The organism is Kribbella sp. NPDC051587 (genome assembly GCF_044453945.1).
Taxonomy (GTDB): Bacteria; Actinomycetota; Actinomycetes; order Propionibacteriales; family Kribbellaceae; genus Kribbella.
In genome coordinates this window covers 1,168,188-1,183,903 of sequence record NZ_JBITDE010000001.1, presented here as the reverse complement: position 1 = coordinate 1,183,903, position 15,716 = coordinate 1,168,188, and the positions used below count along the sequence as shown (strand labels likewise).

Below are 15,716 nucleotides of genomic sequence, written 5' to 3'. Positions count from 1 at the left end.
CCTGGATCGGGAGTCCACAATGCGCGATCCCCGTAGTCAGCCTAAGGCTGAGGCGTAGGCTGAATCCATGCGGTACGACCTGGATGACCTTCGCCTGTTCACGCAGGTCGCTGCCGAGGGCTCGATCACCGGCGGCGCGCGGGCAATGCACCTCAGCCTGCCTTCAGCCAGCGCGCGGGTCAGAGCTCTGGAAGCGCAGGCCGGCGTACCGCTGCTGATCCGCGAGCGCCGAGGCGTCCGCCTGACTCCTGCCGGCGCCACCTTGGCTCGGCACGCCCGCGAGGTGCTGGCCGAGACCACCCGCCTGGACAGCGCGGTCGCGTCGTACGCCGTCTCTGGGACCGAGCCGGTTCGCCTGGTCGCCGGTGGGTCGGCGATGCACCAGCTCGTCCCGGCCGCGCTGGCCACATTCCTCCGCGATCATCCGGAGTACGACGTCAACGTGAAGGAACGCCGTACCGTCCGGAGCGTCAAGATCCTTGCCGCCGGAGAGGCCGATCTCGGCGTGATCCTCGACGACGAACCGACCCCGCTCCGGACCGAACCGCTCGCCGACGACTCGCTCGTCGTGATCGGCCAGGCCGGCGGTGTCCTCGCGGGACGAACCTCGATCGCGTACGCCGAGGTTGCCGAGCACCCGCTGGTCGCGCTCGACCGCGTCTCCCCACTGACGCTGTGGATGGAAGAGCGCCTCGGTCCACACGCACCCGTACCGCGCTATCGGACCCTCGTGCCGACCCTCCACACGCTGATCACCCTCGCAACGGCTGGCGCAGGTCTCGCCATCGTCCCGCGCCGAGCCGTCGACGCGTTCACCTCGATCGACATCTGCCCGCTGCAGGACTCATGGTCCATCCGCGCCCATCTACTCTGCTACGCCGCCAACGCCCCGCAGCCGGCCTTCCTCCTGGCCGAGCATCTCCGCGCGGCGGCCGGTCGCTAGCCGAGGCGCCGTGCGATGCCGTCGATGAGGAGATCGAGGCCTAGCTCGAACGACTCGGCCGGACTCAGGTGGCGGGCGTCGCGGACGCTGCGCTCCAGGCTGGGGTAGTTCCCGGTGGCGAACATGCGAGTGAGGTAGGGGCCGGTCAGGTGCTGGTACTCCCGCTCGTTGAGACCGGTGGCCTCCTCGGCTCGACGCTCGGTGAGCTCCTTGCGGACAGCGCCACTCACGTAAGAGTTGAGCGCTCCGAGGGATCCCATCAGGAGGTCGACATCCTCGAGTCCGGTGGCCCGTAGAGCCGTCAAGGAAGCCTCGGTGCGCGCGAGCGCGGCTGGGCCGAACTGCGGGCGGCGGCCGAGCAGCTCGGCGAACCACGGGTGCTGCAGAGCTGCGTCCCGGGTGCCGTGGGCGATCGATCGCAGGACCTCGGACCACGTGGACCCGGTCGCGGGCGGAATCTCGGCGTACACGGCGTCGACCAGAAGATCGAGCAGTTCGTCCTTGGTGTCGACGTACCGGTAGAGCCGCATCGGGCCGACATCGAGCGCGCCGGCGACGTTCCGCACCGACACGGCCTCCAGCCCGTCGGCATCGGCGAGCGTGAGCGCCGCGTTCACGATCGCCACTCGGCTCAGGCGGCCCGGTACCCGCCGCTCGGGCGGTTCGGCTCGCTCCCAGATCAGGTCCACCACGAAGTGGACTTTACACCGTACCGATCGATACGGTGTATAAATTGATACACCGTATCGAAGGCGCTCTTTGATGAGGGGTTCTCGTGATTGTGATCGTTGGTGGTGGACCGGGTGGCCTCACGCTGGCTCGGGTCTTACATATGCGCGGTATCGAGGCCGTCGTCTACGAGCGAGATGTGTCGCGGGAGGCGCGGGTGCAGGGCAGCTCGCTCGACCTGCACGAGCAGACCGGGCAGGCGGCCCTGCGAGAGGCCGGTCTCGAGCAGGAGTTCCTCCGATTCGCCCGCCGTGAGGGCCAGGACCAACGGCTCCTCGATCACACGGGCACGATGCTGCTCGAGGAGACCACCCCGGACGACGCACCGATGGCTCGGCCGGAGATCGATCGCTCCGACCTGCGTGACCTGCTGCTGGACTCGATCCCCGTCGACTCCGTTCGCTGGGGTCGCGTCTTCAGCCACGCGGAGCAGGTCGACGACCGGTACGTCGTCCATTTCGTCGATGGTGATTCCGTCGAGTGCGACCTGCTGGTCGGGGCGGACGGCGCGAACTCCCGGGTTCGACTGCTGCTGTCCGACATCCGGCCCTCGTATGGCGGCCACACGCTGGTCCAGAGCTCCATTGCCGACGCCGATCGATCCCAGCCCGAGCTCGCCGCGATGGTCGGTCGCGGCAACTATTGGGTCTTCGGGCCGGACCGGCACCTGGCCGCACAGCGCAAGGGCGACGGCTCCATCGACGTCAGCATGTCGCTACCGAAGCCTCCCGAGATAGGCGTGGCGGTCGGGCTGCCCGCCGACTGGGCGCCGCAGTTCCATCGCCTGCTCGCGGCCTGTGACGCGCCGTTCGCGGTGCGCCCGATCAACGTGCTGCCGATGGACTTCAGTTGGGTGCATCGGCGTGGTGTCACGCTGCTCGGTGACGCGGCGCATTTGCTGCCGCCGGTCGGTGAAGGTGCGAACCTTGCCATGCTGGATGCGGCTGACCTCGCACGCGCGATCGCAGCTCATCCGCAGGACCTGGAGGCCGCGGTCCGCCTGTATGAGCCGGCCATGCTGGCCCGCGCGGCCAAGACGGCGAAGATGTCGGCTGCGGCCGCCGACCTACTGACCGGGCCGGACGCGGCGCAGAAGGTGCTGAGGTTCTTCCAGGGCGAACCACTCGGTTAGCGTGCGGGCATGGACGCGGGCGAAGCCATTCCTCTGCAGGCCTTCCAGGCGTTGCTGCACAGCAGCAACATCGCCATGGTGTGCCGAGCACTGAACATGTACCAGGTAGCGGCGTCGTACACGCAGGTGAGTGGGGGCAATCCGCTCGGCGAGCTTGCCGACGAGACGCGGCAGGTTGCGCTGCGGATCCTGGGCGGCCCGCCGGTCGAGGGAGGCGGAGAGATTCGCGCGGGTTTCGACCACCTCAGTGCGTTGAATGTCCTGGCCAGTGTTGGTCAGCCTGAGGATGCGGAGGTGCTGGCGCGGATCAGCGCCGAGACGACCGACGAGGAGGTGCGGGCGTTGGCTCAGCTTGTTGCCCGGTCAGTCGGATAGCGTGCAGGGCATGCGTGCTCTGACAGTGGAAGAAGCCCGGCAGCGGGCCGCGGACCTGACCGTGGGGTCGTACCTGGTCGCGTTCGATCTGACCGATCCCGGCGACACCTTCGAGGTGACCAGCCGGATCAGGTTCACGGCGGCCGGCGAGACGAGCTGGGTGGATGTGAAGCCGGAGCGGCTGCTCTCGGTCGAGCTGAACGGTCGGTCGCTCGATCCGGAGTCGCTCGCCGATGGTCGCTTCCCACTGGAGGGGCTGGAGGCTGAGAACGAACTGGTGATCCACGCCGTCCAGAAGTACTCCGTCGACGGCGAGGGGCTGGTTCGGTCGGTCGATGCGGCCGATGGGCGCGTCTACACCTATGGCATGTCGTCGTTGGAGTCGGCGCCTCGGTACTACCCGTGTTTCGACCAGCCCGATCTCAAAGCGCCGTACACGGTGACGGTGAAGTGCCCCGAGGACTGGGTGGTGCTCGGGAACGGTGCCGCCTCGCAGACAGCGCCAGGGCAGTGGGCGTTGGCTGAGACCAAGCCGCTGTCGACCTACTTCGTCGCGATCGCCGCCGGGCCGTTCCACCTGATCCGCAGCGAGTACGACGGGATCCCGCTCGGACTGGCGTGCCGGCAGTCGTTGAAGGAGCCGCTGGAGGCGGATGCGGAGGACCTGTTCCGGAGCACGCGAGATGCGTTCGACGCGTACCACCGGATGTTCGCGCAGCGGTACATGTTCGGCGAGTACTGGCAGGTGTTCGTCCCCGACTTCAACCTCGGCGCGATGGAGAACCCGGGCTGCGTCACGGTCTCCGACGACTTCCTGTTCCGGGCCCAGACGACCGAGGCCGAGCGCAGTACCCGGTCGCGCGTTCTGGTGCACGAGATGGCGCACATGTGGTTCGGCGACCTGGTCACCATGAAGTGGTGGAACGACATGTGGCTGAACGAGTCGTTCGCCGAGTACATGGCGCACCGCGTGGCCGAGGACGCAACGGCGTACCGGGGCAACTGGACGGACTTCGCCTTCGTGCGCAAGTGGTGGGGGATGCAGACCGACCAGAGCAGCTCGACGCACCCGGTCGCGCCGGACAGCCTGAAGGACGCGCGGCAGTCGCTCGACGACTTCGACGGCATCTCGTATGCCAAGGGTGCGGCGGTGCTCAAGCAGTTGGCGAAGTACCTCGGCGACGACGTGTTCCTCAAGGGTGTCAACGCGCACCTCGCGGCGCATGAGTACGGCAACGCGGACCTGGCCGAGTTCATCGCCAAGCTCACCGAGGCCGGGGCAGAGGGCCTCGCGAACTGGTCCGAGCAGTGGCTGCGAACCTCCGGTCTGGACACACTCACCGCCGAGCGCACGGCGACCGGTGTCGTGCTGCATCGGCAGAGCCCGGACGAGTCACGCCGGCCGCACACGCTGACTGTCGGTGGGTACGACGACGCCGGTACGCCGACGATCGTCGAACTGGTGCTGGACGGCGACACGGCGGAAGTTGCGCTGAGCAACGAACTCGCGGTGATCGTTCCGGACGCGCAGGACGACACCTGGGTGAGGATCCGGCTCGACGCGACCACACTGGCCAACCTGCCCGCCGTACTGCCGAAGATCGCGGACAGTACGACGCGCGCGGTGATCTGGAACGCGGTCCGGGACGCGACGATGAACGGCGACCTCGATCCGCGCCAGGCCCTCGACCTCTTCGTCGCCACTGTCGGGTCCGAGGACAGCGACGTCGCCGTCGAGTCGCTCGTTCGCTGGTTGTTGGACCGGGTTCTCGGTGGCTACCTCCCGTACGACGAGAGTCGCGGCGCGGTCGCGGAGGCGCTGGAAGCCAAGCTGGTGACCGTCGAGCCAGGGAGCAGCCTGCAGCTCGCCACCGCCCGCGGTCTTGTCGCGACGACGAACGACGCGGACCTGCTGAAAGGCTGGTTGGCCGGCGAGCGGACGCCCAGCGGCTTGGAGGTCGGGCAGGATCTGCGCTGGGCGATCGTGCTTCAGCTGGTGCGGCTTGATGCGTTTGGCGCGGCGGAGATCGATACTGAGCTGGCGCGAGACCAATCCTCCGAAGGTGTCACGCATGCCGCGCGGTGTCGGGCGGCGCTTGCCGATGGCAAGGAGGCGGCCTGGGCGCGGATCATGACCGACCCCGAGATCGGCGTCCGGGAACTGCTCGCCACGGCAGAGGGTTTCTGGCATCCCGTGCAGGAGGCGGCCACCGCGCCGTACGTGGCGAGGTTCTTCACCGACATCGCCGGGACCGGGGATTTCCGGGCCGGGATGGTGCTGATGCTGACCGCGAACCGGATCGTGCCGAAGTATGCGATCGACGCCGATCTGATCGGCAGGGCCGAGGCGCTGACCAAGGACTCGACGGTGACGTCCGGGATCCGGCGGGCGGTCGCGAACTACCTCGACGAGCTGCGGAGGGCAGTGGAGGTTCGTCGCCGATACAGCTAATCTGGTCACTCAGAGTGTCGGCTAGCGCTCGAGGGGTCACCGAATGCGATGGTTCCGCCTGCTTCTGGTGCTCGTCGTACTTCCCGTGACTCCCGCGGCGGCCCTCGACTCGGTCGCTGCGGTCCGGGCCCGGCTGGAGACGATCGCCGGGCTCCGGATCGAGAGCGGCCAGCTGCTCAACGGCAAGCCGTTCTTCGTGCTCTGGTACTCCCAACCCACTGATCACCACGCGACCGGCGGTGAGCAGTTCGAGCAACGAATCACCTTGTGGCACAAGGGATTCGACCGTCCGACCGTGCTGCAGACCACCGGCTACACCGGCGCGGTGGGTGCCAACGCCGCCGAGCCCACCCGCTTGGTCGACGGCAACCAACTGAACGTCGAGCAGCGGTTCTTCGGCCGCTCGACCCCGGCGAGCAAGGACTGGACCAAGCTCGACATCTGGCAGGCCGCCACCGGCCACCACCGCATCGTCGAAGCCTTCAAACCCTTGTACGGCGCTAAGTGGCTCTCGACCGGCGCGAGTAAGGGCGGAATGACCTCGGTCTACCATCGCCGTTTCTATCCGGCCGACGTCGACGCCACGATCGCCTACGTCGCGCCACAGGACACCGTCAACGAGCAGGACTCGTACGTCGACTTCATCCAGCAGGCAGGCACGGATCCCGCCTGCAACGAAGCCCTCCGCACTCTCCAGCGCAATGCCCTCTACCGCCGCGCGACCCTGCTCCCGAAGCTCACTCAGCTCAACCTGACCTACGTCCAGGCCTACGGCTCAGCTGATCGCGCCTTCGAAGCCGCCGTCCTCGACACCCCGTTCAAGTTCTGGCAGTACCGCACCCAGTCCAGCTGCCTGCTGGTCCCTGGCCGGTCCGCGACCGACCAGCAGCTCTTCACGTTCATCGGTCAGATCGTCGACTGGTCGTCGTACTCGGATGCCGGCGTCGCGCCGTACCAGGCCTACTTCTACCAAGCAGCCGCCCAACTGAACTGGCCCGACACTTCCACCGGCACCACCTGGCTCAAGGGTCTTCTGCACTACCCCGAAGCCAGCGCCGCCCCTGCGACCCTGAAGAACCCGCCCAAACATGACGCGAACGCCATGCCCGACATCGACCACTGGGCGCGGACCTCAGCGACTCGCATGCTCTACATCTACGGCGCCAACGATCCCTGGTCCGCAGAGCAGTTCGCGCCGTGTCCACACGACTGCCACACGTACGTCGTACCGGATGGCAATCACAACGCAACGATCGCCAACCTGCCGACGGCTCAGCGGACGGCTGCGACCGACTTTCTGCGGAGCTGGGTCAGCGCACGGTAAGGCGTTCGGCGACGGCTTTGCGGGCTTGGTGGATGCGGGCCTTGATGGTGCCCAGCGGTACGTCGAGTTCGTCGGCGATCTCGGCGTAGGAGAGGGCGCCGAGGTCGCGCAGGACCAGCGGCTGGACGAGTTGCGGATGGCTGGACTCGAGGTGTTCGAGGGCCTCGAGCAGGTCGAGACGGGAGCCGGCGATGACCGAGGTGGTGCGCGGGTCGACCGCCTCCGGCATGTACTCGGCGGTCTGCTCGACGGCGCGCCGCTTGAGTGAGCGGTAGGTCTGGCGGGCCTGGTTGGTGGCCACGATCGTCACCCAGCCGGCGAAGCTGCCGGTGCCCTTGAACGTGTGCAGCTTGTTCACCACCTGGAGCAGGGTGTCCTGGACCGCCTCCTCGGCGTCCTCGCGGTACGGGAGGAACTTCGCCACCCGGCGCTGCACCAGCGGCCGGATCGCCTGCAGCAACTCGGGCATGTGCGACTCGTCGTGCAGAGTCCGCGCCGCGAGCGCTTCCAGCTCCTCGTTCATACTCCCCCAGAGAGTGTGGTTGTCGCCGGTGGGACCCGACGTGGACGACAATAGCTCGCGATGGATGTCATCGGACGGTACCGGCTGCAGGACCAGATCGGCGCGGGCGCGTTCGCGACGGTCTGGCGAGGGTATGACGACGACCTCGACGTGGACGTCGCGGTCAAGGTCCTCGCCGACAACTGGGCCTCGCGCGCCGACGTACGGGAGCGGTTCCTGTCCGAGGCGCGGCTGATGCGGCGGATCGCGAGCGATCGCGTGGTCCGGGTCTTCGACCTCGGCCGGCTTCCGGACGGGCGTCCGTACTTCGTCATGGACTACGTCGGTGGTGGCACGCTGGGCGACCTGCTGCGGCAGGGCACGCTGGATCCGGTCGACGCGCTGTGGTGGGGCGCGGACCTGGCCCGGGCGGTCGCGGCGCTGCACAACGAGGGCGTCGTACACCGCGACGTCACTCCGGCGAACCTGCTGCTCCGGGAGAACGTGGGCATCGAATCCGGCGGCGGTACGCACCGGATCGTGCTGGCTGACCTCGGGCTGGCCAAGCGAGCAGCGGAGGCCTCCGGGCTCACGCAGGCAGTCGGTACGCCGTCGTACATGGCTCCTGAGCAGGGGCGCGGGGACGGCGGGTTCGACGAGCGCGCGGACATCTACGCGATCGGCGCGGTGACGTATGCGCTGCTGACCGGACATCCGCCGTACGCCGTCGCCTCGATTCCTGACGTGCTCAACCGCGACCCGGATCTGCTGCCCGGAACGCTGCAGCCGCTGCTGCACGACGCGGTCGGTGGGCTGGACGACATCTTCGCGCGAGCGCTGGCCTACAACCCGACCGACCGGTGGGAGCGGGCCGAGCTGCTCGCCGAGCGGCTCGAGGCCGAGGCGTACCGGCTGGAGCAGGAGGCGCCGCTGCGCGCCCAGGAGCGCACCAGCATCACCGACGACGAGGTCTCGACCACAGTCGCGACCAACCCACCTGTACGGCGTCGCCGCCGTCGCGCGTGGCTGTGGTTCGCAGCGGCGCTGCCGGTCGTGTTCGTCGCGGCCGGTGCCGGCGGCTGGTACCTGTTCGGCCAGTGAGACGAGGGTCCCCAAGCAGTCGTTTGGATGCTTAGGGTAGCGATATGGCTACTCACCGCAATCTTCTGATTCTCGGTGTCGCCGTTCTGCCGTTGACCTTCGGCCTCCCCGCGGCAGCCCAACCCGTCGCGAGCTATGCCTGCCGGGCCGACACCAAGTTCGGCAAGCACCTGCTGTCGCTCCGCCAAGGCGTCGATGCGAAAGCGCCCGCGACCATCAAGCCGAACCACCGGTTCTCGATCACCGTCGACCTCAAGCCCGGTCAACTCCCCGGCGAGGTCAAAGGCTTCACGCTGAAAGAGGTTCGCGACCTCGCTCTCCGCGTCCCGATCCCCGCCAACACGTCGTACGTGAGCGCCGCCCTCACCGGCGGCTCCGGCCTCAACTCGACCCCGTCAGTCCGCCGCGACGGTCGCACGGTAGTCATCACCGTCGCCGGCCCCATCCCCGGCGGCGCCGCCTACCAGCTCCCGACGCTCACCGTCCGCCTCAAAGCCGGTCGCCGAGGCGCCGTCGTCGAGACGAAACTCCAAGGCACGTCCTACGACAACCCCGGCCTCACGCTGACCGCGAAGATCAAGTGGAAGTTCATCACCATCAACTCCCCGGTGAACTGTTACCCCAACCCGAACCCCGCCCTCACCCGAACCGCCATCCGCTGACCCACCCGGCGTACCGGCCAGGGCGCGCGCACATAGCTAACGTCCGAAGGACCGGAGGGCGGGTCTCCGGTTCTTCGGACGTTATGGGGGTCAGACGCCGATGGGGTGCCAGACGGTTTTGAGTTCGAGGTACTGGGTGAGGCGGGAGAGGCCGGGGGATTCCGACCAGTCCTCGAGGGCGGGACGGCGTACACGCTTGAGGTTCTCGGCGGCGGCTGCTTCGAGGTCACGGGCTTCGTCCGGGCTCTCGATACCGCACAGATCGATGGCGTTGACGTCCATGTGCGAGGCCAGCCAGGGGCCGATCTCGGAGGCGGAGCCGGTGAGGAGGTTGACGACGCCACCGGGGAGGTCGGAGGTTGCCATCACCTCGCCCAAGGTCACGGCAGGCAAGGGACGCTCGTACGACGAGACCGCGACGACCGTGTTGCCGGAGACGATCGCGGGGGCGATCACCGAGGTCAGGCCGAGCAGGCTGGAGTCCTGCGGGGCCAGCACGGCGACGACACCGGTTGCCTCAGGCAACGAGAAGTCGAAGTAGGGGCCGGCCACCGGGTTGCTGGAGCCGACCACCTGGGCGAGCTTGTCGGCCCAGCCGGCGTACCAGACCCAGCGGTCGATGGAGGCGTCCACGACCGCGCGGGCCTTGGAGATCGACAGGCCTTCGGAGGCGGCGACCTCGGAGCTGAACTGCTCGTGCCGCCCCTCCATCACCTCGGCGATCCGGTACAGCACCTGACCACGGTTGTACGCCGTCTTGCCGGACCAGCCGCCGAACGCCTTCCGGGCCGCGACCACCGCGTCCCGGGCGTCCTTGCGGGACGCCTGCGACGCGTTCGCCAGGAACTTGCCCTTGGTGTTGGTGACCGCGTACGCGCGGCCGGATTCGCTGCGCGGGAAGGCGCCGCCGATGTAGAGCTTGTAGGTTTTGCGCACCTCGAGGCGAGCACCGTCTTTAGTGGGCAAGGTAAGCCTCCAGGCCGTGCCGGCCGCCCTCGCGGCCGTAACCCGACTCCTTGTAGCCGCCGAACGGCGAGGTCGGGTCGAAGCGGTTGAACGTGTTGGCCCAGACCACGCCGGCGCGCAGCTGGTTGGCCATCCAGAGGATCCGGGAACCCTTCTCGGTCCAGATCCCGGCCGACAGCCCGAACGGCGTGTTGTTCGCCTTCTCGACGGCCTCGGCCGGGGTGCGGAAGGTCAGCACCGACAGCACCGGCCCGAAGATCTCCTCGCGGGCGATCCGGTGGGCCTGGGAGACCCCGGTGAAGACGGTCGGCGGGAACCAGAAGCCCTGCGCCGGCAGCTCACACTCCGGCGACCAGCGCTCGGACCCCTCGTCCTCGCCGATCTGGGACAGCTCACGGATCTTGGCCAGCTGCGCCGCGGAGTTGATCGCGCCGATGTCGGTGTTCTTGTCGAGCGGGTCACCGACGCGCAGCGTGCTCATCCGGCGCTTCAGTCGCGCGAGCACCTCGTCGTACACGCTCTCCTGGACGAGCAGCCGCGAACCCGCGCAGCAGACGTGGCCCTGGTTGAAGAAGATGCCGTTGACGATGCCTTCGATGGTCTGGTCGATCGGCGCGTCCTCGAAGACGATGTTCGCCGCCTTGCCACCGAGCTCCAGCGTGACCGCCTTGTCGGTGCCCGCGACGGACTTCGCGATCGCGCGGCCGACGGCGGTCGAGCCGGTGAAGGCGACCTTGTTCACATCGGGGTGCTCGACCAGAGCCTGACCAGTGCGGCCCGCGCCGGTGACGATGTTGACCACCCCCGGTGGCAGATCCGCCTGCCGGCAGATCTCCGCGAAGGCCAGCGCGGTCAGCGGCGTCGTCTCGGCCGGCTTCAGTACGACGGTGTTGCCGGCGGCCAGCGCGGGAGCGATCTTCCAGGCCAGCATGAGCAGCGGGAAGTTCCACGGGATGACCTGACCAGCGACACCCCACGGCTGCGGGTCGTCACCGGCACCGGCGTACTCGAGCTTGTCGGCCCAACCGGCGTAGTAGAAGAAGTGCGCCGCCACCAACGGGATGTCGACGTCGCGCGACTCGCGGATCGGCTTCCCGTTGTCGAGCGACTCCAGTACGGCGAGCTCACGCGCCCGCTCCTGGACCAACCGCGCGATCCGGTACAGGTACTTCGCGCGGTCGCGGCCGGCCATCGGGCCCCAGACCTTCTCGAACGCCTTCCGGGCCGCGCGAACGGCCTTGTCGACGTCGGCCGGTCCGGCTTCGCTGACCTCGGCCAGCACCTCTTCCGAGGCCGGGCTCACGGTCTTGAACGGCTTACCGTCCGTCGCCTCGACGAAGGCGCCGTTGACGAAGAGCCCGTACGACGACTTGATGTCGACGATGGCCCGCGATTCCGGGGCCGGTGCGTACTCGAATCTGCTCATGCCTCAGTCCAGCGTGAAGTAGTCGGGGCCGGGGTAATGACCGGTGGCCAGCTTGGTGCGTTGCATCAGCAGGTCGTTCAGCAGGCTGGAGGCGCCGAAGCGGAACAGCTCCGGGTCCAGCCAGTCGGGTCCGGCGGTCTCGTTGACCGTGACCAGGTACTTGATCGCGTCCTTCGCGGTCCGGATGCCGCCGGCCGGTTTGACGCCGATGTGCAGGCCGGTCGACTCGTGGTAGTCGCGGACCGCCTCCAGCATCACCAGGGTCACCGGCAGCGTGGCCGCCGGTGAGACCTTGCCGGTGGAGGTCTTGATGAAGTCGGCGCCGGCCAGCATCGCCAGCCACGACGCGCGTCGGACGTTGTCGTAGGTGACCAGCTCGCCGGTCTCCAGGATCACCTTGAGATGTGCGTCACCCGCGGCCTCGCGGATCGCGGCGATCTCGTCGAAGACCAGGCCGTACCGCCCGGACAGGAAGGCCCCGCGGTCGATCACCATGTCGACCTCGTCGGCCCCGGCCGCGACCGCGTCCTTGGTGTCCTGCACCTTGATCGCCAGGCTCGAACGTCCACTGGGGAAGGCGGTGGCCACACTCGCCACGTTGATGCCGGTCCCGCGCAGCTCGAACTTCGCCGTCGCCACCAGGTCCGGGTACACACAGACCGCGGCCACCTGGGGCGCGGTCGGGTCGGCCGGATCCGGCCGCTTGGCCTTGGCGCACAGGGCGCGCACCTTGCCCGGGGTGTCCGAGCCTTCCAGAGTGGTCAGGTCGATCATCTGGATCGCCAGGTCCAGCGCGTAGGCCTTGGCCGTGGTCTTGATCGAGCGGGTGCTCAGCGTGGCGGCCCGGGCCTCGGCGCCGACCTGGTCGACGCCCGGCAGACCGAGCAGGAACCGGCGCAGCCGGTCCTCGGACGAGGTCACGTCGGCCAGACTGTCGACGCCGCTGTCGGTAGTGGTCACCCTCGCCAGCATAGTGCTGATCCGGACAACCGGTTACGTTGTGCGGGTGAAGTCGAACGACACCGAGACCGAGCAGTACTTGTCCACCTCCAACCGGATCTCCGGGTGGATCGTGATCGCCATCGGAGTGGTCGGACTGCTGGACATCGTGCTGGAGTGGCGCACCGCCTCCGGAATCATGGTCGGCAGCGTGATCGCGATCCTGATGGTGCTCGCGTACTGCGGCCTGGTCCGTCCGTCGGTCACGCTCAGCCCGGAGACCATCGTGCTGCGTAATCACCTGCGCGATCGGGTGATCCCGTGGAACCAGGTCAGCGGAGCCGATGTCGCTGACATCCTCCGGGTCCACACCGACGCCGGCCGCTTCCGCGCACCGGGTGTGCAACTGGTGATGCGTGACCTGCGCAAGCAGCGCGTCGGTGGTCGCAAGCTCTCGGCGGACAGCTCGTTGTCCCGCGCCGACATCGTCGTCGGCCGGATCGAGGCGCACATGGACCAGTACGGCGCAGTCGACGGTGGTGCGGTCAAGACGAACTGGGCCCGTCCCGAGTTGACGGCGATCGCCGTACTGGCGGTCATCGCGATCGTCGCCGCACTGCTCCGTTGATCTCGCGTCGTGCGCTCCTGCGCACCGGCGTGGTCGCAGGAGTCGCCGGTACGGCGGGAGTCGTCGGACTCGAGACCGGGGTGATCCCCGGACGCGGCCGGGTGCATGAGGCTCTCGGACTGATGGGTCCGGATGGCGTGGTGCCCGACGTACCGGCTGGACCGGTGGTGTCGGGCAGGTTCAACTCGCTCGGCCGCCGTACGACGGTCGGGTACTCGATCATCTACCCAGCTGGCCATCAGCCCTCCGACCCGTTGCCCGTCGTACTGGTGTTGCATGGACGTGGTGGTGATCACACATCGGCGGTTCGTGATCTCGGGATCGACCGGTACCTGACTGCCGCCGTACAGGCCGGGTCGCCGCCGTTCGCGCTGGCGACCGTGGACGGCGGGTCGGACAGCTACTGGCATCGCCGGGTGACCGCCGAGGATCCCGGGTTCATGCTCGACCAGGAATTCCTTCCCCTGCTGGCGAACCGCGGTCTCGACACTGCCCGGTACGGCGTTCTCGGCTGGTCGATGGGCGGGTACGGCGCCCTGTTGTTCGCGGGCCGGCCGGGCAGTCGTGCGGTCGCGGTCGGCGCGCTCAGCCCAGCGGTCTGGCGGGACTACAAGGACGTCGCCCCGGGCGCCTTCGACAGCCGGGAAGACTTCGAGAACAATCAGCTCTTCGGCCGCCCGGCCGGGCTCCAAGATGTTGCCGTGCGCATCGATTGCGGACGGGACGACCCGTTCGCGTCGGCGGCCGCCGACCTCCGGACCGAACTGCGGGCGGCGGGTGGGCAACAGGCCGGCGCGCACACTCAGGGATACTGGCGGCGGATGCTACCGGCGCAGCTGGCCTTTCTCGGTGGACGACTCCGGAGCTGACGAGAACTCGGGGGAACTGGGAGCCGATTGCCGACGTCGGAGTTCGTGTCCCGGCCGGTGGATGAACCCCCGGTCAGCCCAGGATGGGCACCGACAGTCCCCTGAACTTCGAGAGTGGAGCACATGGTCAACCTCTCCCGTACCACCCGCCGTGGTCTGGCCGGCGTCGCTGCGCTGACCGGCCTGGCGATCGTTGCCCCGGTCAACGTGCAGGCCGCACCGGCCGACGTCCGTCCGGCCCCGGTCGTCGGCGAGTCCGCCGGCTCGGCGGCCGACGTCCAGGGCACCGCGCCCACGGCGAAGGCCGGCTACACCGGTTCGTCGGCGCTGCAGATCGTTCGCTACAACAAGCTCTACAAGACCGGCCCGATCCCGGCCTCGCGGTGCAAGGAGGTCAACGTCTCCATGCGCACGGTGGCCGGTGTGACGCAGTACAGCAACCAGGTCTACAAGTGCCTGTACGCCGCCTGGAAGCCGATCCTGAAGGCGGCCGGCGCGAAGTCCACGGCGGCGCCGAAGCTGCACATCACCACCGCCAAGACCGCCAAGACCCTGTGCGGCACCATCACGCTGACGCGGGCCTTCTACTGCGAGAACAACATCTACTTCCCGGCGAACGTCGTCGTCAGCCTGTGGAAGCAGAACTCGACGTACGCGCGGGTCTACGCGACCAACACGATGGCGCACGAGTACGGCCATCACATCCAGGAGCAGACCGGCATCATGGACGCGTCCTGGTGGCGCCAGCGGGCGATGAAGACCAACGCCGCCAAGCTGGAGGAGAACCGTCGCCGGGAGCTGCAGGCCTCCTGCCTGGGGTCGGCGTACATCGGTGCGAACCGGCGCTTCTACCCGATGACCGGCGCGCTCTACAACGAGTGGCGCTGGCTGGTGCAGCACTCGGGTGACCAGAAGGGCTACCCGCGTGACCACGGCTCGATGGCCAACCACGGCTGGTGGTCGGAGCACGGTTTCTACGCGACCAGCTCGACCACGACCGCGGCCCGCTGCAACACCTACGAATCGGCGCCGTCGCGGGTGTCGTAAGTTCCGACTGATTCGTACGTAACTCAGCCGCCTGGTACGCGTTGCCGTACCAGGCGGCTGTTGCGTTTTGGCGACAACCACACGATCTGCGATCGTGTGGTTACTTGTTTCGGATCCGCACGCCCTACAGTTCTGAGTCGAACGGTCGAACGGCAGGAGTCAAGGACAGTGAACTACGACGAGTTCAACACCGAGTACGCGAAGGTGCTGGACAAGATCAAGAGCGGTCGGGCCACCTGGTCGGAGCTGTCCGGGCATGTCACCCGGCTGCGCCAGGCGACCGCCGGGATCGCCGATCCGGCGGAGCGGACCCAGATCGGCAGCGACCTGGCCGCACTGAGCCAGATGGTCGACATGTCGCGGCGGACCAACGACAAGGAGGACGTCTGGACGGTCACGTCCGAGGCGATCCGCCGGGCCAGCAGCCAGGAGGGTTCGGTCGCCGACCGGATCAGCCGGATCGACGCGGCCATCAACGACATCACCAGCCTGGCGAGTCGGAACCCCGACGAGCGGGACGCGCTGATGCAGTCGACCAGCACCCTGCGCATCCTGCACTCGTCGCTGCAGGCCTCCCTGCGCACCGAGCAGGCCGAAGCCGCCGCGGCGCACTGAGAGTTC

Annotated in this window: 16 protein-coding genes; 11 read left to right on the top strand and 5 right to left on the bottom strand. The window is 68.1% G+C overall.

Translation table 11 applies throughout. The annotated features are described in order from the left end of the window. Positions 1–67 precede the first annotated feature (67 nt). On the top strand, positions 68–943 hold the full coding sequence (locus ACIA49_RS05645; RefSeq protein WP_396375922.1) for a LysR family transcriptional regulator: 876 nt from the start codon (positions 68–70) through the stop codon (positions 941–943). Here ACIA49_RS05645 and ACIA49_RS05640 read toward each other — a convergent pair. Then, positions 940–1,635, bottom strand: coding sequence for a TetR/AcrR family transcriptional regulator (locus ACIA49_RS05640; protein ID WP_396375921.1), 696 nt, complete (start codon positions 1,633–1,635; stop codon positions 940–942). The two genes, ACIA49_RS05645 and ACIA49_RS05640, sit on opposite strands and share 4 nt — an antisense overlap. A gap of 83 nt (positions 1,636–1,718) precedes the next feature. Here ACIA49_RS05640 and ACIA49_RS05635 point away from each other — a divergent pair, with 83 nt between their 5' ends. Genes ACIA49_RS05635 through ACIA49_RS05620 form a run of 4 tightly spaced genes read left to right on the top strand, consistent with a single transcriptional unit; the run spans position 1,719 to position 6,955 of the window. Next, entirely contained in the window at positions 1,719–2,804 is a 1,086-nt protein-coding gene (locus ACIA49_RS05635; protein WP_396375919.1) for an FAD-dependent oxidoreductase, read from the top strand. Between the two features lie 9 nt (positions 2,805–2,813). Then, entirely contained in the window at positions 2,814–3,179 is a 366-nt protein-coding gene (locus ACIA49_RS05630; protein ID WP_396375918.1) for a hypothetical protein, read from the top strand. Between the two features lie 10 nt (positions 3,180–3,189). After that, positions 3,190–5,631: an aminopeptidase N gene (pepN, locus tag ACIA49_RS05625; protein WP_396375917.1), complete on the top strand. Its 2,442-nt coding sequence runs from the start codon at positions 3,190–3,192 to the stop codon at positions 5,629–5,631. Positions 5,632–5,674: 43 nt separating this feature from the next. Next, complete coding sequence (locus ACIA49_RS05620) at positions 5,675–6,955, top strand: S28 family serine protease (RefSeq protein WP_396375916.1); 1,281 nt, start codon at positions 5,675–5,677, stop codon at positions 6,953–6,955. On the opposite strand, the gene ACIA49_RS05615 is transcribed toward ACIA49_RS05620, so the two are convergent. Then, positions 6,942–7,478 (bottom strand): RNA polymerase sigma factor, encoded by a 537-nt coding sequence (locus ACIA49_RS05615; protein ID WP_396375915.1) that lies wholly within the window; start codon positions 7,476–7,478, stop codon positions 6,942–6,944. The genes ACIA49_RS05620 and ACIA49_RS05615 overlap by 14 nt on opposite strands. Before the next feature lie 60 nt (positions 7,479–7,538). Between ACIA49_RS05615 and ACIA49_RS05610 the strand changes: the two genes are divergently transcribed. Beyond that, positions 7,539–8,558 carry a serine/threonine-protein kinase gene (locus tag ACIA49_RS05610; protein WP_396375914.1) on the top strand — a complete coding sequence of 340 codons (1,020 nt, stop codon included), beginning with the start codon at positions 7,539–7,541 and terminating at the stop codon, positions 8,556–8,558. 44 nt (positions 8,559–8,602) lie between these two features. After that, positions 8,603–9,220, top strand: coding sequence for a hypothetical protein (locus tag ACIA49_RS05605; RefSeq protein ID WP_396375913.1), 618 nt, complete (start codon positions 8,603–8,605; stop codon positions 9,218–9,220). Positions 9,221–9,310: 90 nt separating this feature from the next. Here ACIA49_RS05605 and ACIA49_RS05600 read toward each other — a convergent pair whose 3' ends face one another. The 3 genes from ACIA49_RS05600 to deoC are packed head-to-tail and all read right to left on the bottom strand — an operon-like array spanning position 9,311 to position 12,584. Then, positions 9,311–10,156 (bottom strand): aldehyde dehydrogenase family protein, encoded by an 846-nt coding sequence (locus tag ACIA49_RS05600; RefSeq protein WP_396375912.1) that lies wholly within the window; start codon positions 10,154–10,156, stop codon positions 9,311–9,313. 19 nt (positions 10,157–10,175) lie between these two features. Next, positions 10,176–11,612 carry an aldehyde dehydrogenase family protein gene (locus tag ACIA49_RS05595; RefSeq protein WP_396375910.1) on the bottom strand — a complete coding sequence of 479 codons (1,437 nt, stop codon included), beginning with the start codon at positions 11,610–11,612 and terminating at the stop codon, positions 10,176–10,178. A gap of 3 nt (positions 11,613–11,615) precedes the next feature. After that, positions 11,616–12,584 (bottom strand): deoxyribose-phosphate aldolase, encoded by a 969-nt coding sequence (deoC, locus tag ACIA49_RS05590; protein ID WP_396375909.1) that lies wholly within the window; start codon positions 12,582–12,584, stop codon positions 11,616–11,618. A 34-nt stretch (positions 12,585–12,618) separates the two neighbouring features. Between deoC and ACIA49_RS05585 the strand changes: the two genes are divergently transcribed. The 4 genes from ACIA49_RS05585 to ACIA49_RS05570 all read left to right on the top strand — a co-directional run bounded on the left by ACIA49_RS05585 (position 12,619) and on the right by ACIA49_RS05570 (position 15,710). Continuing rightward, positions 12,619–13,179: a PH domain-containing protein gene (locus ACIA49_RS05585; RefSeq protein ID WP_396375908.1), complete on the top strand. Its 561-nt coding sequence runs from the start codon at positions 12,619–12,621 to the stop codon at positions 13,177–13,179. Continuing rightward, positions 13,176–14,048 carry an alpha/beta hydrolase gene (locus tag ACIA49_RS05580; RefSeq protein WP_396375907.1) on the top strand — a complete coding sequence of 291 codons (873 nt, stop codon included), beginning with the start codon at positions 13,176–13,178 and terminating at the stop codon, positions 14,046–14,048. Before ACIA49_RS05585 ends, ACIA49_RS05580 begins: the two co-directional genes overlap by 4 nt. A gap of 123 nt (positions 14,049–14,171) precedes the next feature. Next, positions 14,172–15,095 (top strand): neutral zinc metallopeptidase, encoded by a 924-nt coding sequence (locus tag ACIA49_RS05575; RefSeq protein ID WP_396375906.1) that lies wholly within the window; start codon positions 14,172–14,174, stop codon positions 15,093–15,095. A 168-nt stretch (positions 15,096–15,263) separates the two neighbouring features. Further along, on the top strand, positions 15,264–15,710 hold the full coding sequence (locus ACIA49_RS05570; protein ID WP_396375905.1) for a hypothetical protein: 447 nt from the start codon (positions 15,264–15,266) through the stop codon (positions 15,708–15,710). Positions 15,711–15,716: the final 6 nt, after the last annotated feature.

Coding starts and splice junctions, on each gene's coding strand:
- ACIA49_RS05645 (WP_396375922.1), top strand. CDS start 68: ATGCGGTACGACCTGGATGACCTTCGCCTGTTCACGCAGGTCGCTGCC.
- ACIA49_RS05630 (WP_396375918.1), top strand. CDS start 2,814: ATGGACGCGGGCGAAGCCATTCCTCTGCAGGCCTTCCAGGCGTTGCTG.
- pepN (WP_396375917.1), top strand. CDS start 3,190: ATGCGTGCTCTGACAGTGGAAGAAGCCCGGCAGCGGGCCGCGGACCTG.
- ACIA49_RS05620 (WP_396375916.1), top strand. CDS start 5,675: ATGCGATGGTTCCGCCTGCTTCTGGTGCTCGTCGTACTTCCCGTGACT.
- ACIA49_RS05615 (WP_396375915.1), bottom strand. CDS start 7,478: ATGAACGAGGAGCTGGAAGCGCTCGCGGCGCGGACTCTGCACGACGAG.
- ACIA49_RS05610 (WP_396375914.1), top strand. CDS start 7,539: ATGGATGTCATCGGACGGTACCGGCTGCAGGACCAGATCGGCGCGGGC.
- ACIA49_RS05605 (WP_396375913.1), top strand. CDS start 8,603: ATGGCTACTCACCGCAATCTTCTGATTCTCGGTGTCGCCGTTCTGCCG.
- ACIA49_RS05595 (WP_396375910.1), bottom strand. CDS start 11,612: ATGAGCAGATTCGAGTACGCACCGGCCCCGGAATCGCGGGCCATCGTC.
- deoC (WP_396375909.1), bottom strand. CDS start 12,584: ATGCTGGCGAGGGTGACCACTACCGACAGCGGCGTCGACAGTCTGGCC.
- ACIA49_RS05575 (WP_396375906.1), top strand. CDS start 14,172: ATGGTCAACCTCTCCCGTACCACCCGCCGTGGTCTGGCCGGCGTCGCT.